Source organism: Algorimicrobium algoritergicola (genome assembly GCF_008086165.1).
GTDB classification, from domain to species: domain Bacteria; phylum Bacteroidota; class Bacteroidia; order Flavobacteriales; family Flavobacteriaceae; genus Algorimicrobium; species Algorimicrobium algoritergicola.
Window position 1 is genome coordinate 295,239 of sequence record NZ_VSKL01000002.1, and the last position, 26,723, is coordinate 321,961.

At 33.4% G+C, this 26,723-nt stretch carries 30 protein-coding genes; 17 read left to right on the forward strand and 13 right to left on the reverse strand.

From position 1 onward, the window contains the following. The first annotated feature begins 120 nt into the window (after positions 1 to 120). Positions 121 to 954 carry a CvfB family protein gene (locus tag ES675_RS07340; protein ID WP_066253855.1) on the forward strand — a complete coding sequence of 278 codons (834 nt, stop codon included), beginning with the start codon at positions 121 to 123 and terminating at the stop codon, positions 952 to 954. Positions 955 to 1,045: 91 nt separating this feature from the next. Here the strand turns inward: ES675_RS07340 and ES675_RS07345 are convergent, their stop codons facing one another. Then, positions 1,046 to 2,164: a C1 family peptidase gene (locus ES675_RS07345; protein ID WP_066256464.1), complete on the reverse strand. Its 1,119-nt coding sequence runs from the start codon at positions 2,162 to 2,164 to the stop codon at positions 1,046 to 1,048. A gap of 51 nt (positions 2,165 to 2,215) precedes the next feature. On the opposite strand from ES675_RS07345, the gene ES675_RS07350 reads away from it, so the two are divergent. The 4 genes from ES675_RS07350 to ES675_RS07365 all read left to right on the forward strand — a co-directional run bounded on the left by ES675_RS07350 (position 2,216) and on the right by ES675_RS07365 (position 5,563). Then, the gene (locus ES675_RS07350; RefSeq protein ID WP_066256461.1) at positions 2,216 to 3,055 is read left to right on the forward strand and encodes a 1,4-dihydroxy-2-naphthoyl-CoA synthase; all 840 of its coding nucleotides are present in this window, start codon (positions 2,216 to 2,218) and stop codon (positions 3,053 to 3,055) included. Between the two features lie 9 nt (positions 3,056 to 3,064). Further along, the gene (gene menA, locus ES675_RS07355; protein WP_197503523.1) at positions 3,065 to 3,967 is read left to right on the forward strand and encodes a 1,4-dihydroxy-2-naphthoate octaprenyltransferase; all 903 of its coding nucleotides are present in this window, start codon (positions 3,065 to 3,067) and stop codon (positions 3,965 to 3,967) included. A 77-nt stretch (positions 3,968 to 4,044) separates the two neighbouring features. After that, positions 4,045 to 4,722, forward strand: a complete 678-nt coding sequence (locus tag ES675_RS07360; protein WP_066256456.1) for a metal-dependent hydrolase — start codon at positions 4,045 to 4,047, stop codon at positions 4,720 to 4,722. A gap of 76 nt (positions 4,723 to 4,798) precedes the next feature. Beyond that, positions 4,799 to 5,563 carry a GIN domain-containing protein gene (locus ES675_RS07365; RefSeq protein ID WP_066256454.1) on the forward strand — a complete coding sequence of 255 codons (765 nt, stop codon included), beginning with the start codon at positions 4,799 to 4,801 and terminating at the stop codon, positions 5,561 to 5,563. A 1-nt stretch (position 5,564) separates the two neighbouring features. On the opposite strand, the gene ES675_RS07370 is transcribed toward ES675_RS07365, so the two are convergent. Further along, positions 5,565 to 6,356 carry an SDR family oxidoreductase gene (locus tag ES675_RS07370; protein ID WP_066256450.1) on the reverse strand — a complete coding sequence of 264 codons (792 nt, stop codon included), beginning with the start codon at positions 6,354 to 6,356 and terminating at the stop codon, positions 5,565 to 5,567. Positions 6,357 to 6,394: 38 nt separating this feature from the next. Beyond that, positions 6,395 to 7,324, reverse strand: coding sequence for a sterol desaturase family protein (locus ES675_RS07375; RefSeq protein ID WP_066256446.1), 930 nt, complete (start codon positions 7,322 to 7,324; stop codon positions 6,395 to 6,397). A gap of 57 nt (positions 7,325 to 7,381) precedes the next feature. Here ES675_RS07375 and ES675_RS07380 point away from each other — a divergent pair, with 57 nt between their 5' ends. The 4 genes from ES675_RS07380 to ES675_RS07395 all read left to right on the forward strand — a co-directional run bounded on the left by ES675_RS07380 (position 7,382) and on the right by ES675_RS07395 (position 12,717). Continuing rightward, positions 7,382 to 8,434: an o-succinylbenzoate synthase gene (locus ES675_RS07380; RefSeq protein ID WP_066256440.1), complete on the forward strand. Its 1,053-nt coding sequence runs from the start codon at positions 7,382 to 7,384 to the stop codon at positions 8,432 to 8,434. A gap of 31 nt (positions 8,435 to 8,465) precedes the next feature. Continuing rightward, on the forward strand, positions 8,466 to 9,425 hold the full coding sequence (locus ES675_RS07385; RefSeq protein WP_066256438.1) for a CPBP family intramembrane glutamic endopeptidase: 960 nt from the start codon (positions 8,466 to 8,468) through the stop codon (positions 9,423 to 9,425). A gap of 6 nt (positions 9,426 to 9,431) precedes the next feature. Continuing rightward, a complete protein-coding gene (locus tag ES675_RS07390; protein ID WP_066256435.1) occupies positions 9,432 to 10,499 on the forward strand; it encodes an AMP-binding protein in 1,068 nt (355 codons plus the stop codon). Positions 10,500 to 10,572: 73 nt separating this feature from the next. Next, positions 10,573 to 12,717: a VWA domain-containing protein gene (locus tag ES675_RS07395; protein ID WP_066256432.1), complete on the forward strand. Its 2,145-nt coding sequence runs from the start codon at positions 10,573 to 10,575 to the stop codon at positions 12,715 to 12,717. 77 nt (positions 12,718 to 12,794) lie between these two features. Here ES675_RS07395 and ES675_RS07400 read toward each other — a convergent pair whose 3' ends face one another. Genes ES675_RS07400 through ES675_RS07410 form a run of 3 tightly spaced genes read right to left on the reverse strand, consistent with a single transcriptional unit; the run spans position 12,795 to position 16,166 of the window. Further along, positions 12,795 to 13,676 (reverse strand): hypothetical protein, encoded by an 882-nt coding sequence (locus tag ES675_RS07400; protein ID WP_066256428.1) that lies wholly within the window; start codon positions 13,674 to 13,676, stop codon positions 12,795 to 12,797. Next, positions 13,676 to 14,533: a hypothetical protein gene (locus ES675_RS07405; protein ID WP_066256425.1), complete on the reverse strand. Its 858-nt coding sequence runs from the start codon at positions 14,531 to 14,533 to the stop codon at positions 13,676 to 13,678. Before ES675_RS07405 ends, ES675_RS07400 begins: the two co-directional genes overlap by 1 nt. Positions 14,534 to 14,537: 4 nt before the next feature. Continuing rightward, positions 14,538 to 16,166: an acyl-CoA carboxylase subunit beta gene (locus ES675_RS07410; protein WP_066256418.1), complete on the reverse strand. Its 1,629-nt coding sequence runs from the start codon at positions 16,164 to 16,166 to the stop codon at positions 14,538 to 14,540. Positions 16,167 to 16,311: 145 nt separating this feature from the next. Here ES675_RS07410 and ES675_RS07415 point away from each other — a divergent pair, with 145 nt between their 5' ends. The 7 genes from ES675_RS07415 to ettA all read left to right on the forward strand — a co-directional run bounded on the left by ES675_RS07415 (position 16,312) and on the right by ettA (position 20,820). After that, positions 16,312 to 16,668, forward strand: coding sequence for a DoxX family protein (locus ES675_RS07415; RefSeq protein ID WP_066256413.1), 357 nt, complete (start codon positions 16,312 to 16,314; stop codon positions 16,666 to 16,668). A gap of 1 nt (position 16,669) precedes the next feature. Further along, positions 16,670 to 17,218 carry an NADPH-dependent FMN reductase gene (locus tag ES675_RS07420; RefSeq protein WP_066256409.1) on the forward strand — a complete coding sequence of 183 codons (549 nt, stop codon included), beginning with the start codon at positions 16,670 to 16,672 and terminating at the stop codon, positions 17,216 to 17,218. Further along, the gene (locus tag ES675_RS07425) at positions 17,208 to 17,504 is read left to right on the forward strand and encodes a GNAT family N-acetyltransferase (RefSeq protein WP_066256474.1); all 297 of its coding nucleotides are present in this window, start codon (positions 17,208 to 17,210) and stop codon (positions 17,502 to 17,504) included. The genes ES675_RS07420 and ES675_RS07425 overlap by 11 nt, the downstream gene beginning before the upstream one ends. A gap of 18 nt (positions 17,505 to 17,522) precedes the next feature. Continuing rightward, positions 17,523 to 17,960, forward strand: a complete 438-nt coding sequence (locus tag ES675_RS07430) for a MarR family winged helix-turn-helix transcriptional regulator (protein ID WP_082986006.1) — start codon at positions 17,523 to 17,525, stop codon at positions 17,958 to 17,960. An 86-nt stretch (positions 17,961 to 18,046) separates the two neighbouring features. Then, positions 18,047 to 18,766, forward strand: coding sequence for a pirin family protein (locus ES675_RS07435; protein WP_066256467.1), 720 nt, complete (start codon positions 18,047 to 18,049; stop codon positions 18,764 to 18,766). Between the two features lie 102 nt (positions 18,767 to 18,868). Then, positions 18,869 to 19,051, forward strand: coding sequence for a CAL67264 family membrane protein (locus tag ES675_RS07440; RefSeq protein ID WP_066256404.1), 183 nt, complete (start codon positions 18,869 to 18,871; stop codon positions 19,049 to 19,051). A gap of 77 nt (positions 19,052 to 19,128) precedes the next feature. Beyond that, the gene (gene ettA, locus ES675_RS07445) at positions 19,129 to 20,820 is read left to right on the forward strand and encodes an energy-dependent translational throttle protein EttA (protein ID WP_066256400.1); all 1,692 of its coding nucleotides are present in this window, start codon (positions 19,129 to 19,131) and stop codon (positions 20,818 to 20,820) included. Between the two features lie 53 nt (positions 20,821 to 20,873). Here the strand turns inward: ettA and ES675_RS07450 are convergent, their stop codons facing one another. The 5 genes from ES675_RS07450 to ES675_RS07470 form a co-directional block, all read right to left on the reverse strand. Next, positions 20,874 to 21,077: a hypothetical protein gene (locus tag ES675_RS07450; protein WP_066256724.1), complete on the reverse strand. Its 204-nt coding sequence runs from the start codon at positions 21,075 to 21,077 to the stop codon at positions 20,874 to 20,876. Positions 21,078 to 21,086: 9 nt separating this feature from the next. Then, positions 21,087 to 21,284 carry a hypothetical protein gene (locus ES675_RS07455; protein ID WP_231931334.1) on the reverse strand — a complete coding sequence of 66 codons (198 nt, stop codon included), beginning with the start codon at positions 21,282 to 21,284 and terminating at the stop codon, positions 21,087 to 21,089. A gap of 126 nt (positions 21,285 to 21,410) precedes the next feature. Next, entirely contained in the window at positions 21,411 to 22,244 is an 834-nt protein-coding gene (locus tag ES675_RS07460; protein ID WP_066256762.1) for an MBL fold metallo-hydrolase, read from the reverse strand. Between the two features lie 50 nt (positions 22,245 to 22,294). Then, the gene (locus ES675_RS07465; RefSeq protein WP_066256731.1) at positions 22,295 to 22,762 is read right to left on the reverse strand and encodes a GNAT family N-acetyltransferase; all 468 of its coding nucleotides are present in this window, start codon (positions 22,760 to 22,762) and stop codon (positions 22,295 to 22,297) included. Beyond that, on the reverse strand, positions 22,749 to 23,771 hold the full coding sequence (locus ES675_RS07470; RefSeq protein ID WP_066256734.1) for a formimidoylglutamase: 1,023 nt from the start codon (positions 23,769 to 23,771) through the stop codon (positions 22,749 to 22,751). Before ES675_RS07470 ends, ES675_RS07465 begins: the two co-directional genes overlap by 14 nt. A 120-nt stretch (positions 23,772 to 23,891) precedes the next feature. Here ES675_RS07470 and ES675_RS07475 point away from each other — a divergent pair, with 120 nt between their 5' ends. Further along, positions 23,892 to 24,776 carry a chromosome partitioning protein ParA gene (locus tag ES675_RS07475; RefSeq protein WP_066256736.1) on the forward strand — a complete coding sequence of 295 codons (885 nt, stop codon included), beginning with the start codon at positions 23,892 to 23,894 and terminating at the stop codon, positions 24,774 to 24,776. A gap of 78 nt (positions 24,777 to 24,854) precedes the next feature. On the opposite strand, the gene ES675_RS07480 is transcribed toward ES675_RS07475, so the two are convergent. Beyond that, positions 24,855 to 25,424, reverse strand: coding sequence for a hypothetical protein (locus tag ES675_RS07480; protein WP_066256741.1), 570 nt, complete (start codon positions 25,422 to 25,424; stop codon positions 24,855 to 24,857). Further along, complete coding sequence (gene hutI / locus ES675_RS07485) at positions 25,408 to 26,643, reverse strand: imidazolonepropionase (protein ID WP_066256744.1); 1,236 nt, start codon at positions 26,641 to 26,643, stop codon at positions 25,408 to 25,410. Before hutI ends, ES675_RS07480 begins: the two co-directional genes overlap by 17 nt. Positions 26,644 to 26,723 lie beyond the last annotated feature (80 nt).

The window sequence follows — 26,723 nt, forward strand, 5'->3', positions numbered from 1 at the left end:
ATTTAAAACGCCACTTCTTCAAGTGGCTTTTTTTTATACCTAAATTTAAAATATTGAGGATATTTCTAAATCCATAAAAACAGATACACAAGATATCTCATAAAATAGTACCTTTGTCACATGATAAAAATTGGAGAATACAATACATTAGAAATCCTTCGCGAAACCGAACCAGGATTATTCTTGGAAGATGCGGATGGAAATGAGGTTTTATTACCAAACCGTTATGTCCCGAAAGAATTTAAAATTTGGGATAAACTGGATGTATTTGTGTATTTGGATAATGAAGAACGTCTAGTTGCCGTTACGGACAAACCGTATATTCAACGTGGTGAGTTTGCAGTATTACGCTGTAATGCCGTTACAGAACATGGTGCTTTTTTAGATTGGGGAATGGTTAAAGAGTTATTCTGTCCATTTAGAGAACAGGCCTTTAGTATGAAAAAAGGTGGCTGGTATTTGGTGTATTGTTTTCTAGATGATGAGTCTAATCGTTTAGTTGCTTCTAGTAAAACCAATCAGTTTTTAGATAATAAAGAATTAACGGTTGAAGCTTTTCAAGAAGTGGATTTAATAGTTTCGCATCCATCTGATATTGGTATGAATGTGATTGTGAATAAAAAACATCAAGGGTTAATTTTTAACGATGATATTTTTCAAGACCTTTCCATTGGCGACCGATTAAAAGGCTATGTTAAGAAAATCCGACCTGATAATAAATTGGATATTGGTTTAGGTAAAATGGGTTACCGGAGTATTGAACCGAATGCCGATTTAATTATGAAGGAACTCGAAGATCATGGTGGTTATTTAAACCTAACTGACAAATCTGATCCAGATGCTATAAAGAATGCGCTTCAAATGAGTAAGAAAAGCTTTAAGAAAGCTGTAGGAACGCTTTACAGACAAAAACTTATTGAAATTAAGGAGGACGGCATTTATTTAATAGAATAAGTCTTTTTCATTTTCCGTGAGTATATAAAATAAAAAATCGATTATAAATTAGATATTTATAATCGATTTTTTTTATGATATTAAATAACTATTACAATTTCAATTTCTTCTTTAAATCGTTAGTAACAGCATCTTTATGCACCATTACTGAAATGGTTTTCAAACGCATAAAAGCTTCACTCATATATATATAACCGTCATTGGCAACCCGACTTTCATCCGTTCCCCATGAATTTTTCACCTTATAATATATCGTACCATTTTGATCTTTTAGCATACCAGTAATATGCATCAAATGATCGTCTGTAGTTGCATAGTTTTCAAATTCTTGCTGTCTGTAATCTGGAGTAATGATTTTCTCTGGACGTACGCTAATAATAGCTTCAGCAGCAGTTGCATCATCTTCTGGAATTACAGCAATACCATGTTTAGCAGAGAATGTTTTTTCACTCACATCACAATCTAATTCAACCGTAAAACCGTTTTCTAAAGCGTGGTTAATGGTGGACATCAGTTCATCTAATTGCACGTTATAAAAACTACCATTGGAGAAATTATCAGGAATATTTAAAATGAATTGGGAGTAAAACGGCTTGTGTGTAAATGAGGTTATGCTCACATAATTATCAGGATTAATTTTCGTCATGGCCTGAAACGATTTTGGTGTATATTCCACACCTTCATATTTAAAGGTGGTAATATCTTTCCCTAAATAGGTGTCTAAAGTACTGTTTACAACTGCTTGCCATTTAGGCGATAAACGTCTTCCTGGATTTTCAATATAAACGTCCAACATACCATTTAAAACGGCTACCATTTCAGCATGATTATGTCCAGTTGCACCAGTTTCCATACCACTATACACGGATTGTGGTACCAAACCATAATCCCGAATACTGTTCATAACATCATGAGCCAAACCACCTTCACTAAATTGTGCTTTTCCTTGACGCATAACATAATTCCATGCTTTTTTAGGATAGGTATGACGGACTTGAAACATTTCAGAAATATCAATTTGTTTTCCCGTTAATCGGATCACTTCACTTTCTAAAAATGACGATGTTGAAAAACTCCAACATGTTCCCGTATTTCCTTGGCTGATCACATCCGTCGCATCTAAATCGATTACCGATTCAAAGGTATAGCTTTGTGAAAAACTGGTTGTGAAAGTAAAAAGAAAGGCGAATAAAAACAGAATATGTCTCATGGTACTGAATTGTTAGATAAATAATAATTATTTTTGACAAAAATAAAGAAAATGAGTGTAGCAAACTGGAAAACGGTTAAAGAATATGAAGACATCACCTACCAGAAATCTGATGGTGTGGCACGCATTGCTTTTAACAGACCAAATGTTCGAAATGCGTTTCGTCCAAAAACGACTAGTGAGTTATATGATGCCTTTTACGATGCACATGAAGATGTGAATATTGGTGTCGTATTATTATCGGCTGAAGGTCCTTCAACCAAAGATGGTGTTTATAGTTTTTGTTCAGGAGGCGACCAAACAGCACGTGGTCATCAAGGTTACGTTGGTGATGATGGTTATCATAGACTTAATATTTTGGAAGTACAACGTTTAATTCGTTTTATGCCAAAAGCCGTTATTGCAGTTGTTCCCGGATGGGCAGTTGGTGGTGGACATAGTTTACATGTGGTTTGCGATTTAACACTAGCTAGTAAAGAACACGCTATTTTTAAGCAAACTGATGCCGATGTTACCAGTTTTGATGGTGGTTACGGATCAGCTTATTTAGCAAAAATGGTTGGACAGAAAAAAGCACGTGAAATTTTCTTTTTAGGTAGAAATTATTCAGCTCAAGAAGCTTTTGATATGGGCATGGTCAATGCCGTTATTCCACATGACGAATTGGAATCGACCGCTTATGAGTGGGCTCAAGAAATTTTAGCCAAGTCGCCAACATCTATAAAAATGCTCAAATTCGCTATGAATTTAACAGACGATGGTATGGTTGGTCAGCAAGTTTTTGCTGGTGAAGCTACGCGTTTAGCATATATGACAGACGAAGCCAAAGAAGGTCGTGATGCCTTTTTAGAAAAACGTAAGCCTAATTTTCCTAAAAAATGGATTCCTTAAATAACGTCTATGCCATCAATAAAACATTGGGTTTCAGCAGCAAGATTACGCACCTTACCATTATCCATTTCAGGAATTATTCTTGCCACAAGCTTTGCAGCTTATAATGGTTATGTAAATTGGTATATTTTTGTTTTAGCACTTTTAACAACGGTTGCACTACAAGTACTGTCCAACTTTGCTAATGATTATGGCGATGGTGTTAAAGGTACCGATAATGATGAACGTGTAGGTCCTCAACGTGCTTTGCAAAGTGGAAACGTATCTCCAGACGAAATGTTTTTAGCAATAAAAATTAATATTTTAGTCATTATAGCTTTAGTGGTCATCCTACTTTTTTGTGCTTTTGGTATGCGTCATTTTTTATACACCATGCTATTTTTGGCCATAGGAGCACTTTCAGTTTATGCCGCAATTAATTATACGGTTGGCGACTCTGCATATGGTTACAAAGGTCTAGGTGATGTATTTGTGTTTATATTCTTCGGATTAGTAAGTGGTTTAGGTACGTATTTTTTATACACCTTAAAAATTGATCATGTTATTATTTTACCAGCTTTTACCATTGGATTATTGAGTGTAGCTGTTTTGAACTTAAATAATATGCGTGATATTATATCGGACAAAAAATCGAATAAAATTACGTTAGCCGTAAAGCTCGGTTTAACTAATGCCAAACGCTATCATTATATATTAATTTGTGGTGCTATTCTTCTTTCCGCCGCATTTGCAATTTTATATTATGTTTCGCCATATAATTTGATGTTTATGGTTATGTATATTCCATTGGTGAAGCACTTATTCTATGTTAGAAAAACTGTGAACCCTTCATTATTAGATTCGGAATTAAAAAAAGTGGCTATTTCTACATTTCTACTCGCTATTTTAATGGGAGTTGGCTATATTATTTAGTAGAATTTATCGCCATCACTTCATAAAATTGTTCTAGATTTTGTATTTTTCAATACCTAATTTAAAACCCTCTTACAATGAAAATCACATTTTACGGTCATGCCAGTTTAGGAATAGAAGTAGATGGTGTTCATATTCTTGTGGATCCTTTTATTACTGGTAATGAGAAAGCCAAACATATAGATATTAACACCTTAAAAGCCGATTATATTCTATTAACTCATGCACACCAAGATCATATTTTGGATGTGGAAACGATTGCCAAAAATACAGATGCCGTTATTGTTTCTAATTTTGAAATTGTAACCCATTTTCAAAATAAAGGGCTTGAAGGACATCCAATGAATCATGGTGGTTCGTGGGACTTCGAATTTGGTGTCGTGAAATATGTAAATGCTATTCACACCTCTTCATTTCCTGATGGCAGTTATGGTGGGCAACCAGGAGGCTTTGTTATTGAAGGCGAACATAAAAACATCTACATTGCCGGAGATACTGCATTAACCATGGATATGAAACTCATTCCACTACGTACCAAGTTAGATTTAGCCATTTTACCAATTGGCGATAATTTCACCATGGGAATTGATGATGCTATTTTAGCCAGTGATTTTGTTCAATGTGATAAAGTGTTAGGCTACCATTTTGACACATTTGGTTATATAGAAATTGATCATGAAATAGCAAAACGCAAGTTTTTTGAAAAAGATAAAGATTTAATGTTATTGGAAATTGGTGATAGTTTGGAGTTATAATTAAAAAACGTATTCAAAACTGTAACAAACCTAAAAAGTGTTTGTCTTTAAGGATATACTAATCTAAATACGCATTATGAATTCCTTTTTAAAAAGTACGTCACAAATTATCACCATTTTTTTTATTACCCTTTTTTTAAGTGCCAACCTGGTTGTTGGACAAAATAAAACCTTTAGCGTTAAAACGTTTGACAAAGTTATTATTAGTCCACATATAGAAGTTGTTTTTAAAACTGGCGATAAAGAAGAAGTGGTTATTGAAATGATAAGCGAACCTTTAGATGAAATTAATGTAGAAGTTAAAAACAAAACACTCCAAGTTTATTTGGATGATGCTAAAATCATTACCGAAAATGATAAAGAAAAAAGCACCAAACACAGAACGGTTGAGGCTTATAAAGGAACGGTTGCAAGAGCAACTATTTACTATAAAAAAGTAAAATCGTTTTCTTTAAGAGGCGAGGAGCGTTTTAATTTTGAAGATGCCATCATATCAGATAAAATCACCTTTAATATTTATGGCGAATCTCAAGTAACTATGAAACATGTGACATTAAAAGATTTAAAAGTATCCATATATGGCGAAAGTTATTTAGTTATTGAAAAGGGTAGTATTGAAAACCAAAAAATAATTGGTTATGGTGAAAGTACGGTCGATTTTTCACAGGTAAATAATAAGGAAACCAAAATAACGGCTTATGGCGATGGTAGTTATCAATGCAATGTGTCTGATAAGCTTAAAATAGTGTCATACGGCGAACCAACAATAACCTATAAAGGAAGTGCTAAAGTAGAAAGTGGTTTATCATTTGGGGAAGTGGAAATTGTAAAAATAGATTAGTCTAACGCACAACACTTCGTAAGGTATACCAATGTAGAAATTTTGGAAAAAAACGTTTTAAAAAAACGCCTAACACTTCTTTTTTACCAATATAAACTTCAAATTTATTTTTATAAACGGCTTTCAGCATGCGTTCAGTAAAAACGTCTACTGGAAGCCCTTTTTCTGTAGCTGTATCTTGGGTGTTTTGTTGCTTACCATTGCCAATTAAGGCATGGCGTGCAATATCTGTATTTACAAACCCTGGACAAATTAAAGTGACAGATATTCCGTCTTTTTCATGTTCTAATCGTAAGGCATCAAAAAAGCCATGAAGCGCATGTTTAGCTCCACAATATCCCGAACGGTAAGGAGATGAGAACTTCCCCATTAAACTAGTTACTGTTACAAACTGTCCAGATTTCTGACGCACAAAATAGGGTAGTAGTGCTTTAGAAAGCGCTACAGTTCCTAAATAATCTACTTCCATCAGTTTTTTATCGACAGCAATATCGGTTTCAATAATGAGCGACCGTTGACTAAAGCCACCATTATTTATTAAAATATCAATCTTACCAAAACTGCCGATGGCGATTTCAACAATTGGCGACATGCTATTATAATCGGCTAAATCAAAAGGCACACAGGCAATATTTTCTGGATTGGGTTGCGCATTTTTTACGTTTTCCAAATCCGTTAAACGTCGGGATGAAATAATAAGTTGGCATTTCTGTTTTGCCAAACTAGCAACCAAAGCTTTGCCAATTCCGCTGGAAGCACCTGTAATCCATATAACCTTGTTGTTAAAATTCATAATAATGCTCGTGAAAGCGGGTATCTCTTTATTTAAAACTATTTTTCTTTAAACTGCGACTGCGACTGCGACTGCGACTGTAAACTTTTCTCCAGCCATTCACGACGTAAATCATCGCTCAATTTTCCGGTTCCATCATGCGTCCAACCTGGTGGCTTAGTGAAATACAAAAATCGATTTTTTAAAGATTTTTGGCCTGAAAAGACATCTTTTAGCATATTTCGCCATTCTATAAAAGCAATTTTCACCGGATTATAGGTGTCAATATTAACAACCAAACCATAAATCACTTTTTCTTCTTTTAGTTCCGGTTGAAACGTACCAAATAATTTGTCCCAAATAATTAGAATACCTGCATGGTTTCTATCTAAATATAACGGATTACTGCCATGATGAACCCGATGATGAGATGGTGTATTAAACACGGCTTCAAACCATTTAGGCATTTTATCAATAGCTTCTGTATGAATCCAAAATTGATACAATAAACTAATAGACATTTGCAATAAAATCATGGCAGGATGAAAACCTAGTAAAGGCATCCAAATCCAAAAAACGAACGAGTAAAATCCACCAGACCATGTTTGGCGTAAAGCAGTACTTAAATTATATTTTTGTGACGAGTGATGAACTACATGGGATGCCCAAAACAAGCGACTTTCATGAGAAATACGATGAAACCAGTAATAAGAGAAATCATCTGCAAAGAAAATTAATATAAAACTCCACCAAGCAACTGGAATAGTAAATAATCGGAAGTTGTCATATATCCAAAAGAACGCTAAAAGTACAATAGCTTTGCTTAAAAACTCCAAGAAAACATTACCTAATCCCATAGCAATGGACGATAAGGCATCTTTTGTTTCATAGGTCTTAATCTGTTGTTTGGTAGTAACATACATTTCAAGCAACATAGCCAAAACAAAAAACGGAATGGCAAATAGAATAATGTTTGGAAATTCAGGCATTGGGATTGTTTTATGTTGTCTAAAATACAAAATAAATTGAGTACTTTTGAATACTATATGAAAGCATCTTATAATAAATATATTCTTAATTTTAAGCAACCCAGCGGTACGTCTCGAGGCGTTTTAAAAACGAAGGAAACATGGTTTATTATTCTTGAACATGAAGGAAAACAAGGGATAGGTGAATGTGGTATTTTACGAGGTTTAAGTGCTGACGATGTTCCTAATTATGAAGAACAATTACAGTGGACGTGCAATAATATCCATTTAGGTCTAGCCGTTTTATATGATACAATGAAAGTCTTTCCAAGTATTCAATTTGGTTTAGAAATGGCTTTTAAATCTTTAGACTCTAAAACACCTTTCGATTTATTTCCTTCGGAATTTACTCAAAACAAAAAATCTACTCCCATTAATGGTTTGATTTGGATGGGAACAGACGTTTTTATGAAGCAGCAAATTCAAGATAAAATTGAAGCAGGTTTCACGTGTATTAAAATGAAAATTGGTGCGATTGATTTTGAAACGGAGATTGGTTTGCTGAAGTCTATTCGGAAAGAATTTTCAGCTAATGATATTGAATTACGCGTGGATGCGAATGGTGCTTTTTCTGAAACCGATGCCTTGGAAAAACTAAAACGTCTATCCGATTTAAATTTGCACTCTATTGAGCAACCAATAAAAGCTGGTCAAATAGAAGCTATGGCAAAATTATGTCATGAAACACCGCTTCCAATTGCTTTAGATGAAGAATTAATTGGTGTTTTTGAAAACTCGGACAAGGCATTGCTTTTGGAACAAATTAAACCGCAATATATTATTTTAAAACCGAGTTTTGTAGGAGGCTGGCAAGGTAGTCAGGAGTGGATGCAACATGCCGAAAACAATCAAATAGGTTGGTGGATTACAAGTGCTTTGGAAAGTAATGTGGGATTGAATGCTATTGCTCAATGGACATATACTTTAAATAATAATATGCCTCAAGGTTTAGGAACAGGCAGTTTATTTACCAATAATTTTGAGAGCCCTTTAACCATAAAAAAAGGTTCATTATTTTATGATAAGAACAAATCGTGGCATTTTAATATAAGCTCATCAACCAGTAACTAATTTAATTATAGCATTAACACATTTATAAAACATGTACATAGCACAAGCGTTTAAAGGTCTGCACGAGTGGTGGCGATATATTATTGGAATACTCATTATTTTTGTTGCTGTCATGGTAGGACAAATACCATTTACTATAGCTGTTTTGTTTAAAGCTGTTTCCGATGGTGGTAGTGTTTTTGGTATGACAGAAACTCAAATGATGACATTATTGGAGCCGAATTTAAATCTGTTTCTCATGCTACTTTCTTTTGCAGCTGGTTTAGTAGGGGTTTTTATTGTGGCTAAATATCTTCATAAACAATCCATCGTTTCTTTAACAACAGCGCGTGATAAAATTGACTGGAAGCGTTTTTGGTTCGCTTTTATTTTATGGGGAATTGTATCCACTAGTTTTATTTTTATAGACTATTTTTTGTCGCCTGAAAATTATGTTTTAAATTTTAAACTCGTACCATTTATAATTCTGTGTGTTATTGCTATTGCACTAATTCCACTGCAAACGAGTTTTGAAGAGTACTTATTTCGTGGGTATTTAATGCAAGGAATGGGTGTTATTACAAAAAACAAATGGGTACCGTTGTTAACCACATCTGTTGTATTTGGACTCTTACATATTGCTAACCCGGAAGTCAAACAACTGGGTTACATAGTCATGGTTTATTATATTGGAACAGGTTTGTTTTTAGGTATTGCAACATTAATGGATGAAGGTTTAGAATTAGCTTTAGGGTTTCATGCCGCCAATAATTTATTTACGGCATTATTGGTAACCGCAGATTGGACAGCACTTCAAACACATTCGGTGTTTAAAGACACATCATTACCTGGAGCAGCAGGTTTTATGGATGTGTTTATGCCTGTTTTTGTAATTTTTCCAATTGTACTTTTTGTGTTTTCAAAAAAATATAATTGGACCAATTGGAAAGAAAAACTTTTTGGTACTGTTGAAGCTCCAATAATAGAATCTGAAAATATAACAAACAACTAATTAATCATGACACCAACATTTGATAAAGTTCACAATCATTTTCAACTAAACGGCTTTCATTATAATCGTGAAGGTTTAAAGGAAGTCGCCTATAGTTTCATCAAAGAAGGTGACGATTTTGAAATCGCAATTGGCGAATTTTTAGCAGATTGGTTGGATTCAAGTGAAACTCTTACTGTACAAACATCAGGTTCTACTGGAACGCCTAAAACTATTGGTGTTAGTAAACAAGCTATGGTGCACTCAGCACTTACCACGGGTAATTTTTTCGAATTGCAACCAAAAGATCGTGCACTTTTATGTTTGCCTGCTGGAACGATAGCAGGAAAAATGATGTTAATCCGTGCCATGATGTTGGGTTTACATTTAGATATAATTCCGCCTAAAAAGATATTAGAAATTAATCCGCGTAAAACATACCAATTTGCTGCTATGATTCCCATGCAATTGCAAAAGAATCTGGCTAAAGTTGCCAAAATAAAAACCATCATTGTTGGTGGTGCTCCGGTTTCAAAAGATTTGAAAAAGACAATTCAAACTATAAAACCAACAGTTTACGAAACCTATGGTATGACTGAAACCGTTAGTCATATTGCCGTAAAACAACTGAATAATTTTTCTAAAGAAACACCAAAACCGTATTTTCAAGTATTACCGGGCGTTATAATTTCACAAGATAATCGTGACTGTTTGGTTATTGATGCTAAAAACATTTCCGAAGACATAATCGTTACGAATGATGTGGTTAAAATTCAAGACAAATCCACATTTGAATGGTTAGGACGTATAGATCATGTTATTAATTCAGGAGGTGTTAAAATCCATCCAGAAGTAGTGGAAAATGTACTTACAGCTCATTTAGATGAACGATTTTTTATAGCTTCACTACCTGATGACGAAATGGGCGAACGTGTTATTTTAGTTATTGAAGGTGAAGAGAGAATCATAAAACATGACGCCTTTACAGGATTGCATAAACATGAAATCCCTAAAGATATTTTCTTTGTAAAACATTTTCAAGAAACCCATTCTGGAAAAATACAGCGAAAAAAGACACTTGCCTCAATCAAATAACCCATTCACGAATTCCTAGTTTTTATTATGACCGTTGTGTTTTAGGTTTACCTAGAATTTAAAACACAAAACCATGAAAAATCTATTACTAATTGTATGTGTGGCTTTTATAAGTTTGCAAATACATGCACAAAAGAAAACAATCTCTGGAACCATTACAGATGAAAACGGACTGCCATTACCTGGTGTGAATGTTATAGTTAAAGGAACTTCAGATGGTACTCAAACCAATTTTGACGGACTATATACCATTCAAGCAATTGAAGGCGCTATTATATCCTATTCATTTATCGGTTATATAACTGCAGAGCGAAAAATCAAGAAAAACACAACCACTATTTCCTTCGCCATGCAAGTGGATTCTGAAGCATTGGAAGAAGTGGTGGTTACTGCTTTGGGAGTTAAAAGAACTAATAGAAGATTAAAAACTTCAACTCATGTAGTTTCTGCAGAAAAATTAACTCAAAGTGCCAACCCAAACACAGTTCAGTCCTTACAAGGTAAAGTATCAGGATTACAGATTAATTCTATGAATACAGGTGTCAATCAAACAACGCACATTGTTTTACGTGGTAATTGGTCAATAACGGGAAACAATCAAGCGCTTATTGTTATTGATGGAAATATTGTCTCTGCTGAAACTTTGGCAAATATGAAACCCAAAGATATTGCGAGTACAAATGTTATAAAAGGAGCAGGAGGTAGTGCTTTATATGGTTCGCAAGGTTCCAATGGTGTTATTATTGTGACCACTAAAGGGAGTAATTATAAACTGCCTAAAGAATTAAAACATCATATAATTCAACCAAATACGTATGATAATAATGATGTTTATGAAGAAATTGTAGAAAATGCTTTCGAAAACGTGAAAGCAAAACCGTTGTCAACGTTTTCAATAGATGTAGATAAAGCATCTTATAGTAACATCAGACGAATGATTAATAATGGTCAAGAAATTCCAGCGAGTTCGGTTAAAATTGAAGAAATGGTAAATTATTTTGACTATGATTATCCGCAACCAACAGGCAAACATCCATTTTCTATTAATACGGAGCAAATTCAAACACCTTGGAATGTAGATACCCAGTTAGTGCGAGTTGGTTTACAAGGAAAAACCTACGAGAATGACCAATTACCAGCATCCAATTTAACTTTTTTGATTGATGTATCAGGTTCTATGGGAAGTGCGAATAAATTGCCTTTATTGAAATCAGCTTATAAATTATTGGTGAATCAATTACGTCCTCAAGACTATGTTTCTATAGTTGTTTACGCTGGAGCAGCTGGTGTGGTTTTAGAACCGACTTCGGGAATTGAAAAAGAAAAAATTATTGCTGCTTTAGATAAGCTGAATTCTGGAGGTTCTACAGCTGGCGGACAAGGTATTGAGTTGGCTTATAGTTTGGCAGAAAAGAACTTTAAGAAAAACGGTAATAATCGCGTAATTCTAGCAACAGATGGTGATTTTAATGTTGGCGCTTCTTCAGATAAAGACATGGAGAAGTTGATTGAAGCCAAGCGCAAAACAGGTGTGTTCTTATCCGTTTTAGGGTTTGGATATGGAAATTACAAAGATTCAAAATTAGAGACTTTAGCAGATAAAGGCAATGGAAACCATGCGTATATTGATACGATGCAGGAGGCACAAAAAGTTTTTGGAAAGGAATTTGGCGGTACCTTATTTACGATTGCAAAAGATGTAAAAATTCAAGTAGAATTCAATCCTGCTGTTGTTCAAGCCTACCGATTGATTGGTTACGAAAACCGTTTGTTAGCTGATGAAGATTTTATTGACGATACCAAAGATGCTGGTGAATTAGGCAGTGGACATACCGTAACGGCTCTGTACGAAGTTATTCCTGTAGGTGTAAAAAGCAACTATTTAAAAGATATTTCCGATTTAAAATATACCAAAAATGAAAATACTTCAAATTTCACTGATGAATTATTCACCGTGAAATTCAGATACAAAAAACCAGATGGTGATAAAAGTATCCAGATGGTTCATGTGCATGAGGATAAAGTGCAACAAGCATCAGTTGACATGAAATTTGCTTCAGCAGTTGCTTTATATGGTATGCAATTGCGTCATTCAGAATATGATAATAATTCCAAATTGAATGATGTATTGGATTTAGCAAAACAGGGTAGAGGTCAGGACGAAAATGGTTATCGTTCCGAGTTTGTTCGATTGGTAAATGCTTATAAAAGTTTATAATTGATTTTAAATAAATAAAGTAGCTTGGATTCCGTATTATGGGAATTTAAGCTACTTTTAATATAAAATAACGTGTATTAATCCAGGTGTCTGAAATTAATTAACACGTTACGTTCTTCTAAAACGTTTTTAGCTTTTTTGTGCTGTTCTTCAAAATCTTTTAAACTGGTCCCTTTACAAATCCCATAGGAATAATGATATTGCAAAATCTCAATATCTAAATCTGTTAATTGCTTGTTTTTAGAATAGCAATTAGATAAATAACTTTCACAGCTCAAATCATTTATAAATTTGAAATGACCCAATGTTCCAACAAATAATTCTTTAAGTTTTTCGGTAATGAGTGTTTCGTTAAAATACACAGCTGTATCTAACTTTAAACCACAACGGTAAATTTGATTCCTGTTATTCCAATGCAAATAGTAATCTGTGTAGGTGTAGTTTTTCATAAGCGCATCATATTCATAATCGCCAAAGAAATACACGACATAATTAGATTCCTCAACTTTTTTAACTTCAGATATATGTAAGGAATCTACTTGATTGGAAATCTCTTTTGCTAAAGACATGAAGTCCTTTTTAGTCTTTCTAGAAACACTTTCAGAAAAGAAAACCTTAATAGGATCCTTCCAATAGCGCATCCCTTGGTTTTGGTCTAAAGAATCCACACCAGAACTTCTAAAGGCTGATTTCTTATAATACTTTAAGAAAGTTTCATTTTTATACTCATAAGGAACAGAGGTGCCTTTTGGATACATATTAGCATTAATTAATACTAGTGTATCATTTTCTCGAAATTGAAAAGTTAAGCTGTCTTGTTTGGTTAATGGTGTTTTAAAGGTCATTCTATAACCTTTCAAGGATACATACATTTTTCTTACAGTATCATTTGTATGATGCTGCGCTTGACTTATAGAAATTGTACCTAATAAAAATAATAGTGTAAAAAATTTATTCATTAATCTAATTTTTCAGCTAGTTGCACAAGCTTTTTAAAAGTGGCGCCATTAACTTTCTGCTCGTAAATAATAGCATAATGGATTTTTAAAATATTCATATCAAATTCTGAAATCGCTTCAGAATTATCATAATTATGATGCAATAAACTCGTCGTTTCTTTATAATTATCGGCTACAAAATTCCCCAAACTTTTAAAAAATAATTGCTTGAGTCTTTTTGTAATATCAACATTTGTTTTAAAACTCTTTAAATGAATTTTTAAAACACCAGCATAAAATTTATTATTCCCATCGGTAGCTAACGTGTATACGGAACCCGTTAAAATATCATTTAAACGGTCTTCTTCTGTATCAAATTTAAAATCAGGTTTATAGCCATTAATTGGTATGTCTGAAGATTTAATATGGTAATTGGCATTTTTAAGCTTTTTGGTAAAACTTATGTCTAAATGATTGATTTCGCGCAGTTGTAAATTTGAAATAAAGGTTTCAAATTTCTCACGAACGTCCTTCGGAAAATCCTTATCCATAAAAATAACAATGGGTTCATTCCACTGCATTAAATTATAAACAATAGGTGGATTGGGAGTTAAATAACAAAAAACGATGCGTTCATAATAACGTAACATCAATTTATTATCATAATGTTGGGATAATAAAAACCTTAAGTTAATAGCGTTGTAATTATTAGCAAATAAGGTGTCATTTTCTAAAATAACATAAGGCGCATTGTAATCAATTTGCGTATTATTTTGAAGTACTTGAATTCTGGGCTCAACAAGATCATCAAAACTATTTTGAGCATAAGCAGAAAACGTGATGACTTGTAAACAAAAAACTAAAATTATATTCTTCATATACTTATACCTGTAAAATGCCCATATTAAATGGCTTTTCAATAGGCGCATGGTTTGCAGCCTCTATTCCCATGCTTATCCATTTTCGGGTATCTAACGGATCAATAATGGCATCTGTCCAAATACGCGAAGCTGCATAATAAGGCGACACTTGTTTGTCATAACGATCCTTTATTTTTTTGAAAAGTGCGTCTTCTTTCTCTTGCGTTATTTCTTCACCTTTCTTTTTAAGCGATGCTTTTTCAATTTGTAATAATACTTTAGCAGCACTATTACCACTCATTACGGCAAGTTCAGCACTTGGCCAAGCAACAATTAATCGTGGATCATACGCTTTTCCGCACATAGCGTAATTACCAGCGCCATAGCTGTTTCCTAAAATAATAGTGAATTTGGGAACCACACTGTTACTAACAGCATTTACCATTTTGGCACCATCTTTAATAATACCACCATGTTCACTCTTGCTACCAACCATAAAACCAGTAACATCCTGTAAGAATACTAATGGTATTTTCTTCTGGTTACAATTAGCAATAAAACGGGTAGACTTATCAGCCGAATCATTATAAATTACACCACCAAATTGCATTTCACCTTTTGCCGTTTTTACCAATTTACGTTGATTGGCAACAATTCCAACTGCCCAACCGTCAATTCGTGCGTAACAAGTAATAATGGATTTTCCGTAATCGGCTTTGTATTCTTCAAATTCACTATTATCAACCAACCGCTTGATAATTTCATACATATCATATTGATCTGCACGCGATTTTGGTATAATTCCGTAAATATCTTCTTGGTTTTCTTTCGGTTTTTTAGCATCCGCACGATTAAATCCGGCTTTATCAAAATCGCCAATTTTATCGACGATGTTTTTAATTTTATCTAAAGCATCTTTGTCATCTTTCGCTTTATAATCGGTAACACCAGAAATTTCGCAATGTGTTGTTGCGCCACCAAGTGTTTCATTATCTATAGTTTCTCCAATTGCGGCTTTTACCAAATAACTACCAGCTAAAAAGATGCTTCCTGTTTTATCAACTATCAAGGCTTCATCGCTCATAATGGGTAAATAGGCACCACCAGCAACACAACTTCCCATAACAGCAGCAATTTGGGTGATTCCCATGCTACTCATAATGGCGTTATTTCTAAAAATACGACCAAAATGTTCCTTGTCAGGAAATATTTCATCTTGCAAAGGCAGATAAACACCAGCTGAATCAACTAAATATATGATAGGTAATCTGTTTTCTATAGCAATTTCTTGAGCGCGTAAATTCTTTTTAGCCGTTATTGGAAACCAAGCACCAGCTTTAACAGTCGCATCATTGGCAACTACCAAACATTGTTTGCCTTTTACATAACCCATCTTTACAACCACACCCGCAGAAGGGCATCCTCCGTGTTCTTCATACATATCGTCTCCTGCAAAAGCAGCGATTTCAATGACTGGTTTTTTAGGATCTAGTAAATAATCAATACGCTCTCTTGCTGTTAATTTTCCTTTGGCATGTTGCTTTTCAATACTTTTTTTACCACCACCAAGCTTCACATACGCAAAGCGTTTTTTTAATTCGGAAATAAGCAATTTATTATGATCTTCGTTTTTATTGAAGTTGATATCCATAGATTTTTTTCTTTGCTACGAATTTACGAAAGTAGATCTTGGTTTGAAAGTGATTATTTTGTTAAATAACATTACATGGAAATAGTTTCCTTGGAAACTAAAATAATATTTCTTAAATTTGTACTCTAACCTTAAAACTTTTAAAATGAAAAGGGATAAAATTATTTATTACGTCGCAACAGGACTACTGACTGTTTTGTTATTATATTCTGCAGGCATGTATTTTTTTATGTATGACGATGTAACTGCCATGTTTACCAATTTTGGCTATCCAACCTATTTAATTTATCCATATGCAGTAGTTAAGTTACTAGGATTAATTGCATTATGGACACCAAGTTTAAAAATTGTAAAAGAATGGGCTTATGCAGGTTACTTTTTTGCTTTTATTTTAGCGTTTTTCGCTCATTACATGATAGGTGATGGTGAACAAGTAGCAGCCGTATTAGCAATCATCCTTTTGATGGTGTCGTATATATTTAACAAAAGACTACAAAATTAATATGAAAAAAATTATTGCATTTGCAGGAAGTAACAGTAAGAAATCCATTAACAAACAGCTAGTAGAATACACAGCTAGTTTAATAGAAGATGCCAATTTTGAAGTAACTGTCTTAGATTTAAATGATTTTGAAATGCCTTTTTTTGGTGTTGATTTGGAAGCGCGAGATGGTCATCCTGATTCAGCTAAAAATTTATTCAATCACATCCAAAATTCCGATGGTTTATTAATATCATTAGCAGAACATAATGGGGCTTATAGCACGGTTTTTAAAAATGCTTTCGATTGGATGTCACGAATTAATTCAAAAACGTTTGCTAAAAAACCTATGATTCTAATGGCTGCTTCACCAGGAGGTAGAGGAGGCGCATCTGTTTTAGCCATGGCCAAAGATCGTTTTCCAAGACATGAAGCGCGCATTATAGCTGATTTTTCTTTGCCCATGTTTGGAACCAATTTTCAAAGCGGAAAATTAGTTGAAGAAGCCCTAAAGACAGAATTAAAAAATAAAGTTGAATTATTTAAAAATGAAATTATTCATGGAAGTTAAACATCAAAAACAAGATAAAAGCGGCAAATTTTACATTGAAATAGATGGCGAGCAAAAAGCCGAAATGACTTATAGATTTAAGTCTGAAAATGTCATAGATATCAATCATACTGAAGTAGATGAGTCTTTAAGCGGTCAAGGTGTTGGTTATAAACTTATGGATGCAGCTGTTACTTTTATGCGTGATAATAATTTAAAAGCTGTAGCTAGTTGTTCCTATGCGCAACACGTTTTTAAAAAGAAACAAGAAGATTATAAGGATATTATTTATGATAAAAATTCATAGGTTTTAAATTTGAAAATAATGGGAAATATAGCTGATGATGTCAATTCACGTTTTGATAATAATAAAGTCAAAGTATTAATTAATATCCTGTTTACAGCTGGTTGGATTACCAATAAGCAGAATGCTTTTTTTAAGCCTTTTGGTATTTCGCCACAACAGTATAATATTTTACGAATTTTGAAAGGTGCAGGAGAACCTTTAAAAGCGCAAACTGTTAAGGATCGTATGATTGAACGCGCACCAAATGCTACGCGCCTTATGGATAAACTATCTGCAAAACAGTTAATTGAGCGTGTACCATGTGATCATGATAGACGAGTAGTTTATATTCATATTACAAAAGACGGTTTGGCGCTGATTAAAGAAATTTCTGCCGATTTAAACATGGATTTTTTAGAAAATCTTTCAGAAAATGAAGCTGGACAATTAAGCGATTTATTGGATAAATTACGATAGCATATTTTTCAAAATACTATTCAATAAAGTCCTTCCTTTGGATATATTGAAAAATTAAAAAACTACTCACGTTCGTGGGCATTACAATGAAAACACAACTACAAAAAGCCGAAAATAGAGGTTTCGCCAATCATGGTTGGTTGCAAGCCAATCACTCTTTTAGTTTTGCTAACTATTTTAATAAAGACAACATGCAATATGGTGCTTTACGCGTTTTAAATGATGACGTAATTGCACCTAAAATGGGGTTTGGAACACATCCACATGATAATATGGAAATTATTACCATTCCTTTAAGTGGTGTTTTAAAACATCGGGACAACATGAAGGAAGATTGGCAATCGGTCTTACCTGGCGAAGTTCAAGTAATGAGCGCTGGAACTGGCGTGCAACACTCTGAAATAAATGGGTCCAATGATGAACATTTAAGTTTATTTCAAATTTGGGTGATTCCCAACAAACAAAATGTAGAACCACGATATGGACAAAAAGCTTTCAATGAATTAGATAGGAAAAATTCATTTCAAACATTAGTAACATCAATTGATGACAATCATGAAGGCAGTTTAAAGATTCATCAAGATGCCATAATTTCAAGAATGGATTTAGATGCTGGCAAAACATTTGAATATCAACTGAAAAGTGAAAATCATGGTGTTTATATCATGAATATCTTTGGAAATGTAACCATTGAAAAGGAAATTTTGGAAACTAGAGATGCCTTGGGTATTTCAGAAACTGATACGTTTTCAATGCAAGCAAATATAGATTCTGGACTACTTTTTATTGAGGTTCCTATGAGATAATTTACCTAAAATAATTGAATTAAAAAGCAGCTTAAAGGCTGCTTTTTCTGTTAAAAATCACGATATTTGTATTTGCTAACTTTTAAAATAAAATAACAAATTATGGCAATGAATAAAAATACGGTTTTAGCTTGGGCGACTGCCATTATGATTTTCGTAGGATTGGCATTAATAGCACTTGGTGCATTTAGATATGATGATGTAGCAGGTTGGGGATTTGCAGCTGTAGGAATCGGTTTTTTCGCAATCGCTTGGGTTTTCAATGCATTGAAAGGACGTGTTTAGTCACTATTCAGTACCATTAAATAGTCCTTTCGGAATTACAAATAATATAAAAAATAACTCAATAACATAACAACATTATGAGTGACGATAAAAAAGTAATTTTTTCCATGTCTGGTTTAACCAAGACATTTCCAGGTGCCAATACACCTGTGTTAAAAAATATTTATTTAAGTTTTTTCTATGGAGCAAAAATTGGGATTTTAGGTCTTAATGGTTCTGGAAAATCTACTTTATTAAAAATTATTGCAGGTCAAGATAAAAACTACCAAGGTGATGTTACCTTTCTACAAGATTATTCAGTGGGCTTTTTAGAGCAAGAGCCACAATTGGATGATGAGAAAACGGTAATGGAAATAGTTCGGGAAGGCGCTGCCGAAACAGTAGCTATACTTGATGAGTATAATAAAATTAATGACATGTTTGGTCTGGAGGAAGTATATTCAGATGCAGATAAAATGGAAAAGCTGATGAATCGTCAGGCTATTCTTCAAGATCAAATTGATGCATCAGATGCTTGGGAATTAGATACCAAATTAGAAATAGCCATGGATGCGTTACGAACGCCAGATGGCGATAAAAAGATTGGCATTCTTTCAGGAGGTGAGCGTCGTCGTGTAGCGTTATGTCGTTTATTATTACAAGAACCTGATGTATTATTATTAGATGAGCCTACTAACCACTTGGATGCAGAATCTGTACATTGGTTAGAGCATCATTTAGCGCAATATAAAGGAACTGTAATTGCAGTTACGCACGATAGATACTTTTTAGATAATGTAGCAGGTTGGATTTTAGAATTAGATAGAGGTGAAGGTATTCCTTGGAAAGGAAACTATTCATCTTGGTTGGATCAGAAGTCAAAACGTATGGCTCAAGAAAGTAAAGTCGCTTCTAAACGTCAGAAAACATTGGAACGTGAGCTAGAATGGGTTCGTCAAGGAGCTAAAGGTCGTCAAACCAAGCAAAAAGCGCGTTTGAATAACTACGACAAATTAATGAGTCAAGACCAAAAACAATTGGATGAGAAATTAGAAATCTACATTCCAAATGGTCCACGTCTAGGAACCAATGTTATTGAAGCCAAAGGCGTGAGTAAAGGTTATGATGATAAATTATTATACGAAGATTTAAATTTCAATTTACCACAAGCAGGAATAGTTGGTATTATAGGTCCTAATGGTGCAGGTAAAACCACTATTTTTAAAATGATCATGGGTGAAATTGAACCCGATAAAGGCGAATTTGTCGTGGGTGAAACTGCAAAAATTGCGTACGTTGATCAAAGTCATTCTAATATAGACCCTGAAAAAACCATTTGGCAAAATTTTAGTGATGAACAGGATTTAATAATGATGGGTGGAAAAGAAGTTAACTCTAGAGCCTATCTAAGCCGTTTTAATTTTTCAGGTGGTGAACAAAACAAAAAAGTAAAATTATTATCTGGTGGTGAACGTAACCGTTTGCATTTAGCTATGACTTTAAAAGAAGAAGGTAACGTGTTACTATTGGATGAGCCAACGAACGACTTGGACGTAAATACCCTACGTGCTTTAGAAGAAGGTTTAGAAAACTTTGCAGGTTGTGCAGTAGTAATTAGTCACGACCGTTGGTTTTTAGATAGAATTTGTACGCACATTTTAGCGTTTGAAGGTAATAGTGAAGTCTACTTTTTTGAAGGTAGTTTTAGCGATTACGAAGAAAACAAGAAAAAACGTTTGGGTGGTGATTTGATGCCAAAACGTATTAAGTATAAAAAATTAGTTCGCTAATTAAATTAAAAAAAGCCTCGTAATTTACGAGGCTTTTTTTTTTGGTATTTTTTTTATTCGGATTCATACATATGTCCAGTATCCATTTTGAAATTATCAATTTCTATTTTCTTTAAGGCGTTCAAATTTTTTTCAAATTTATCATGGGCTTCTTTCCATTGCTTTTCTGGAGAAACAGTATATAACCCTATTTTAGTTTTAAAGGCAATCATTAAAGCTATAAAATTAAAAACTACCATGTAAATAAGTGTTTCCATAAATATAATTTAATGGTTATTATACATGTGCCCTTCGGTAAAATCTTTATAAGGCTTCTTAGTATCTTCCTCTATAGATGGCGAAGATTTGCTTAAACGCTCATTCTCTTTTTTTAAAATTATTGATTTTCTAACACCTAATATGAGTAGGATTAAAAAGAATACAACGGTAATAGCAAGTATTTTCACAATGCTAATTTGTTCCATTAATACAAAACTTTGGTACAGATATGTAGTACATTTAAGAAACATAGTAGGTAATAGATTGGGTTAATAGCTAGTCAAATATAAAATATTTTTTTAACTAATCAACTAAAAATGAAAATATTGTGATTATTTATACCAATCTAATTGTATAACCTCAATGGACTTGTTTCGGTCGTTTATGCGTTTTTTAAAACTTTCCACATGGCTAAAACCTTTCGTTCCTCGATAATGATATGGTAATACCGTTTTTGGTTGAAATGCTAAAACAGCATCAGCCGCACTTTCAATTGGCATGGTGTACGGTAAGTTCATACAAACTAATGCGATATCAATATTTTTAAGATTTCGCATTTCAGGAATATCTTCTGTATCACCAGAAATATAAATGCGCTTATTATTTATTGTTAAAACATACCCATTTCCACGTCCTTTAGGATGGAATTTTAGAGCTTCCTCTCTTAAGTTATACATGGGAATTGCTTCAATATTCATTGAAGTTTTATTCATGAAATCATCTTTTTCCTGACCATTTTCCAAGACGGTAAAATTGGTTTTTAAAGATTCCGGCAATTTATCTTTAACCGCTTGTGGACCTATAATAATGCTGTTTGTGGTATTAATTGCCTCTAAAGTTTTAACATCCAAATGATCCCCATGAATATCTGTGATTATAATAAAAGTTGGGCTCTTAAAACCTGCATAGCGGATTGCTTCACCAACAGGATCCACATAAATTGAGATGTCATTGAAATTAATAACCATGCTGGCATGTTCAACTGGTGTGATTTTGATATCAGATGCTACATAATAATTGGGTATATCTATTTCTGATGGTACTTCAACCACTATTTCGGTTTCAATGTCAGTTTCATTTAAAATGGGTTCTGATTGTTCTTTATCTGATTTACAACCAATAAATAAAATTGAAATGATAAAGATTGAAATATATTTAGTTTTCATAAAACTCTTATTAGAAAATAAAGATACGATTATTATGAAAGAAGCCATAATTACAAATCTAAAATCATTTTAATATTACCGCGTTTATAGGGCGAATTGGTTTCAACAGGAATTTCTACAAATCCGAATTTTCTATAAATATAAATAGCGTTTACTAATTTAGTATTTGAGTAGAGCAGTAGGTGTTTGATGTTTTCTTTTCTAGCAAATTCAATACAATATTGCATTAATTTCTGTCCCATATTTTGACCACGTAATTCTGGTGAAACAGCCATTTTAGTGAGTTCTAATACATTTTTGTTAGGAGTTGGCATAAGAGCAACCGTACCAACAATTTTGTTGCTGATTCTTACAAAAAATATAGAACCTCCTTTGTTAATAATGTGAATTTCAGGTTTACTTAAAACTTCTTCATCAAAAGGTTCAACATAAAAATGGGTTTCAAGCCACTCAATATTCAATGCATAAAAGTCTTTAGCGTATTGTTTTTCAAATGGGATAATTTCAAGTATTGGCATGTGCTCTAATAAAATCGGTTATTAAATATGTTAGGAGTTTACCCACTTGGGCTTCAGTTTCTGGCGTTGGAGCAGCTTCACAAAGATGAAGATACATGGCGTGCTTACTTTGTGCTGCAGCATTTAAAAACATTCGTGTTTTACTAACGCTGAATCCGCTGGGTGACATGGCGCTACTTGGTGTATTCTGAATGGCGTCACAATCTAATTCAATTCCATAAGGTTTTGAGTTAATGAATTGTAAGGCGCGATTTATTTCGGTTTTAAACTTTAATTCTTTTCGTATTTCAATAGCTTCAAACGTATTGAAATCTATATGTAAATTATCTTCTAATTGCTTAAAAATAGCCGCAGACGTATAGTTCTCATGTAATCCGAAAATAAAATATTTTTTCAAAAAGCCTTCAGAATAAGCATAACTAAAACCGTTACCGCTATGCCTGCCTTCTTCAGTTCTGAAATCCGAATGTGCATCAAAATTAATAACATTTATAGGCTTTTTCAAGGCTAGTGACGTTCCTTTTATATTTCCGTAAGCATTGTTATGGCCACCACCAACAACAATGGGCGTTTTTCCAGATTTAACAATTGTGGAAATTAATTCGGCGACATGGATATCTATTTGCTTTACCAGTTTACGAGATTTCTGAAGATCTTTTGAATTGGTTTGATCGAGTTGTGTAAGCATTTTCATTTCTTCAGAAAAATCCAAATGTCCTAGAATTAAAACCTTATTAGCATGCGTAAACGCGTTACTTTGAATATTTAACAAAACTTTAAGGCAGGCATTCCAAGCCTTGGAAGTACCTGATTTTCCTAGGTTAGCAAATACACCAACATCTTCTGGAATTCCAAAAATAATATACTGAACGTCCAAACTTTTAAGTTGCTCGTATATATCTGTAAGTTTGGGAATTATAGTAATATGCTCTCCAAATTTGGATTCATCTGGACGCTTATTAATTAGCGAATTGAGGTTTGACTCATTAAATAGTACCAGTTTATCCATAAATGATTTAAAATTTAGATATAAAGTATAAATGTACTTTATATTTGAAACTTTAAAAACAATTGCTTAAAAAAGCACAAAATTAGTAGTAACTTTAATTTTTAAAAAACGAATTTATTTATGGAATCTAATAAAAACAGTACAGGATTAAAAGTGGCATTAGGAATTGCCTTGGTTTTATTTGTCGCTACAGGAATTTATACTTCCAAACTTTACAACGAAAAAAAGGAAACGGAAACGCAATTATTGCAAGAGAAAGAAATGGTGATGAACGATTTGAGCAATATGGCCAAGCAATATGATATTGTTATTGGCGATAATACTATTGCAAATGAAAAGTTGGTTGAAGCTAAAGGTCGTATTCAAGGTTTAATTGACTCGCTTAAAGTTTCTGAAACTAACGTGCAGAGTTTATACCGCTACAAGTCTAAATACACAGCATTACAAAAAGAAATGAATGTGTTATTAACTGAAAATGATAGATTGAAGATTGAAAATGAATTGTTAGCAACATCTTTAGATAGTACTAAAATCCGTTTGGAAGAACGTACCATGTTTACTGATTCTTTAATGGTTCAAAATACAGCGTTAGCTGAAGTGGTTAGTAATGCAGCCGTTTTAGGAGCCGTTAGCTTAAAAGGTTATGGTGTTATTGAAAGGAGTTCAGGAAAATTAATTCCTACTGAAAGCGCTAGACGTGCTGATAAAATTCGTGTATGTTTTACCGTTCCAAAAAACACGTTAGTACAAGGTGGTGATCAGGAATTATACATTCAAGTTATTGATCCGAAAAACAATACCATGGGAGCCAATGAGCAAATTGAGTTTGGTGAAAAAGTATTAAACTACAGTCTTGTTAGTAAATTTAATTATGAAAATACGAGTTTAAATATTTGTGAATTTGTTACACCAAATGGTGAGAATAAGTTTGAGAAAGGTCGCTATATGGTTAATGTTTTTAATCAGAAGGATTTAGTAGCGACTTCAGAATTTATATTGGACTAAAATAAACTAGTAATAGTTTTCCATAGAGCTAATACTAGTAAAACCCGAAAGTTTAGGCTTTCGGGTTTTTTTATTTAATTATTTTGAAATGCTTTGAATACAGGCTTCTCGGATATTCCAAATGGTTTTAAAATTATAAGTGATTGATTCTGAAATAATCCAGTCTTTTAAATATTCTTGATGGCGTTTCACTTTATAATCGCCAATTTGATGCGATAAAATTTCTTCTTCAAAAAGTAATGAGGCTTCAAAAGAATTGTGACTTTTGCAGTTTCTCGTCATATCAACTATTTCATCATTAATTTTCAAATAACAATGTGCTTCTGGTATATAAGATAATTGCCATTTTTCTAATACCGTTGAAATGCCCTGTGTGTTTTCTTTACACATTTTATAAATACCCATAAAGAGTTTTACATGAGGTTTATTTTCCTGATTTGCCAGTGCAGCTAAAAAGGCATGTTTTGTAGAACACGTTGCTTTTTGTTCTTTTAATATTAAAGTATAATCGCTTCTATTGCTGTTTCTGCCATATGGTAAATTTTGAACATAGGTAAGCGCATCATTAAAATTAGAAATACCTAAATGTATTAGTTCTTGAGATATTACAGATTGTTGTGTTAAATTGAAATTAAACAATTTGTCCATTTATCATGACAGTTTCAATATGATTATCACCAAAAGCATATGGTAAAAAGGCATAACTTGGAATAGCTTTCGTAATAATAATATTCGCTTTTTTTCCACGTGTTATACTTCCGTACATAGAGCTAATTCCCATAGCATAAGCACCATTTATTGTAGCTGCGTTTATGGCTTCTTCTGGTGTTAATTTCATTTTTATACATGCCGTACTGACCACAAAATTCATATTTCCGCTAGGGGTGGAGCCTGGGTTATAATCTGAAGCTAATGCTAGTGGTAATCCGGCGTCAATTAATTGACGTCCTGGTGTGTAAGGGATGCTTAAGAAATAGGAGCAAGAAGGTAGCGCTACTGGCATGGTATTACCTGTTTTCAGCATGGCAATATCGCTTTCGTTTAATTCTTCCAAATGATCTACGGAAAGAGCTTGATTATTTACAGCTACTTCAATACCACCAAAGGCATTGAATTGATTTACATGAATTTTAGGAATTAATCCATGTGATTTACCAGCTTTTAATATGCGTTCTGTATCGATTAAATCGAAATAACCTTTTTCGCAAAACACATCAATATATGTTGCTAATTGCTCTTTGGCAACTTTTGGAATCATCTCATTAATAACTAAATCAACGAAACCTTCTTTATTGTCTTTATAGTCTTTTGGAACTGCGTGTGCTGCTAAAAGTGTTGCTTTGACTTTTAGAGGAAAATCTTGTTTTAATCGCTTGATAACCCGAAGCATTTTTAATTCGGCTTCTACTGTTAGTCCATAGCCAGATTTAATTTCTATGGCACCAGTACCTAATTTCATAACAGCTTTTAATCGCTTAACAGATTGTTCATATAAATTGTCTTCACTGGTTTGTTGTAATTTTTCTGCAGAATTCAAAATACCACCACCACGATTGGCAATGTCCTCATAACTTAAGCCATTAATTCTATCAACAAATTCCTGTTCTCTATTTCCGGCATAAACTAGGTGTGTGTGGGAATCGCACCAAGTCGGTAAAACCACTTTTCCTGTGGCATCAATCACTGTATCAGCTTCAATATTTTTACAATCTTCCATATTGCCATACCCTACAATGGTATCATCATCTATTAAAAGATAGGCGTTTTTAATGGTTGGTAGCTGCTTCATGTCTTTTCCAGAAACCTTTAAAATGTTTGTGTCTCTAACCTGAAGTAATTCTTGAATGTTTGTAATTAATGTCGTCACGATAGTAGTTTTTTCAAAGTTGCTTAAATTTTGGGTAATAAAAAAACGCTAGCAAAAATTATTACTAGCGTTTTAGAAAT

What these genes read in the sequence shown, in the direction of transcription:
- ES675_RS07340 (WP_066253855.1), top strand. Translation starts at nt 121, where the DNA reads ATGATAAAAATTGGAGAATACAATACATTAGAAATCCTTCGCGAAACC.
- ES675_RS07345 (WP_066256464.1), bottom strand. Translation starts at nt 2,164, where the DNA reads ATGAGACATATTCTGTTTTTATTCGCCTTTCTTTTTACTTTCACAACC.
- ES675_RS07350 (WP_066256461.1), top strand. Translation starts at nt 2,216, where the DNA reads ATGAGTGTAGCAAACTGGAAAACGGTTAAAGAATATGAAGACATCACC.
- menA (WP_197503523.1), top strand. Translation starts at nt 3,065, where the DNA reads ATGCCATCAATAAAACATTGGGTTTCAGCAGCAAGATTACGCACCTTA.
- ES675_RS07360 (WP_066256456.1), top strand. Translation starts at nt 4,045, where the DNA reads ATGAAAATCACATTTTACGGTCATGCCAGTTTAGGAATAGAAGTAGAT.
- ES675_RS07365 (WP_066256454.1), top strand. Translation starts at nt 4,799, where the DNA reads ATGAATTCCTTTTTAAAAAGTACGTCACAAATTATCACCATTTTTTTT.
- ES675_RS07370 (WP_066256450.1), bottom strand. Translation starts at nt 6,356, where the DNA reads ATGAATTTTAACAACAAGGTTATATGGATTACAGGTGCTTCCAGCGGA.
- ES675_RS07375 (WP_066256446.1), bottom strand. Translation starts at nt 7,324, where the DNA reads ATGCCTGAATTTCCAAACATTATTCTATTTGCCATTCCGTTTTTTGTT.
- ES675_RS07380 (WP_066256440.1), top strand. Translation starts at nt 7,382, where the DNA reads ATGAAAGCATCTTATAATAAATATATTCTTAATTTTAAGCAACCCAGC.
- ES675_RS07385 (WP_066256438.1), top strand. Translation starts at nt 8,466, where the DNA reads ATGTACATAGCACAAGCGTTTAAAGGTCTGCACGAGTGGTGGCGATAT.
- ES675_RS07390 (WP_066256435.1), top strand. Translation starts at nt 9,432, where the DNA reads ATGACACCAACATTTGATAAAGTTCACAATCATTTTCAACTAAACGGC.
- ES675_RS07395 (WP_066256432.1), top strand. Translation starts at nt 10,573, where the DNA reads ATGAAAAATCTATTACTAATTGTATGTGTGGCTTTTATAAGTTTGCAA.
- ES675_RS07400 (WP_066256428.1), bottom strand. Translation starts at nt 13,676, where the DNA reads ATGAATAAATTTTTTACACTATTATTTTTATTAGGTACAATTTCTATA.
- ES675_RS07405 (WP_066256425.1), bottom strand. Translation starts at nt 14,533, where the DNA reads ATGAAGAATATAATTTTAGTTTTTTGTTTACAAGTCATCACGTTTTCT.
- ES675_RS07410 (WP_066256418.1), bottom strand. Translation starts at nt 16,166, where the DNA reads ATGGATATCAACTTCAATAAAAACGAAGATCATAATAAATTGCTTATT.
- ES675_RS07415 (WP_066256413.1), top strand. Translation starts at nt 16,312, where the DNA reads ATGAAAAGGGATAAAATTATTTATTACGTCGCAACAGGACTACTGACT.
- ES675_RS07420 (WP_066256409.1), top strand. Translation starts at nt 16,670, where the DNA reads ATGAAAAAAATTATTGCATTTGCAGGAAGTAACAGTAAGAAATCCATT.
- ES675_RS07425 (WP_066256474.1), top strand. Translation starts at nt 17,208, where the DNA reads ATGGAAGTTAAACATCAAAAACAAGATAAAAGCGGCAAATTTTACATT.
- ES675_RS07430 (WP_082986006.1), top strand. Translation starts at nt 17,523, where the DNA reads ATGGGAAATATAGCTGATGATGTCAATTCACGTTTTGATAATAATAAA.
- ES675_RS07435 (WP_066256467.1), top strand. Translation starts at nt 18,047, where the DNA reads ATGAAAACACAACTACAAAAAGCCGAAAATAGAGGTTTCGCCAATCAT.
- ES675_RS07440 (WP_066256404.1), top strand. Translation starts at nt 18,869, where the DNA reads ATGGCAATGAATAAAAATACGGTTTTAGCTTGGGCGACTGCCATTATG.
- ettA (WP_066256400.1), top strand. Translation starts at nt 19,129, where the DNA reads ATGAGTGACGATAAAAAAGTAATTTTTTCCATGTCTGGTTTAACCAAG.
- ES675_RS07450 (WP_066256724.1), bottom strand. Translation starts at nt 21,077, where the DNA reads ATGGAAACACTTATTTACATGGTAGTTTTTAATTTTATAGCTTTAATG.
- ES675_RS07455 (WP_231931334.1), bottom strand. Translation starts at nt 21,284, where the DNA reads ATGGAACAAATTAGCATTGTGAAAATACTTGCTATTACCGTTGTATTC.
- ES675_RS07460 (WP_066256762.1), bottom strand. Translation starts at nt 22,244, where the DNA reads ATGAAAACTAAATATATTTCAATCTTTATCATTTCAATTTTATTTATT.
- ES675_RS07465 (WP_066256731.1), bottom strand. Translation starts at nt 22,762, where the DNA reads ATGCCAATACTTGAAATTATCCCATTTGAAAAACAATACGCTAAAGAC.
- ES675_RS07470 (WP_066256734.1), bottom strand. Translation starts at nt 23,771, where the DNA reads ATGGATAAACTGGTACTATTTAATGAGTCAAACCTCAATTCGCTAATT.
- ES675_RS07475 (WP_066256736.1), top strand. Translation starts at nt 23,892, where the DNA reads ATGGAATCTAATAAAAACAGTACAGGATTAAAAGTGGCATTAGGAATT.
- ES675_RS07480 (WP_066256741.1), bottom strand. Translation starts at nt 25,424, where the DNA reads ATGGACAAATTGTTTAATTTCAATTTAACACAACAATCTGTAATATCT.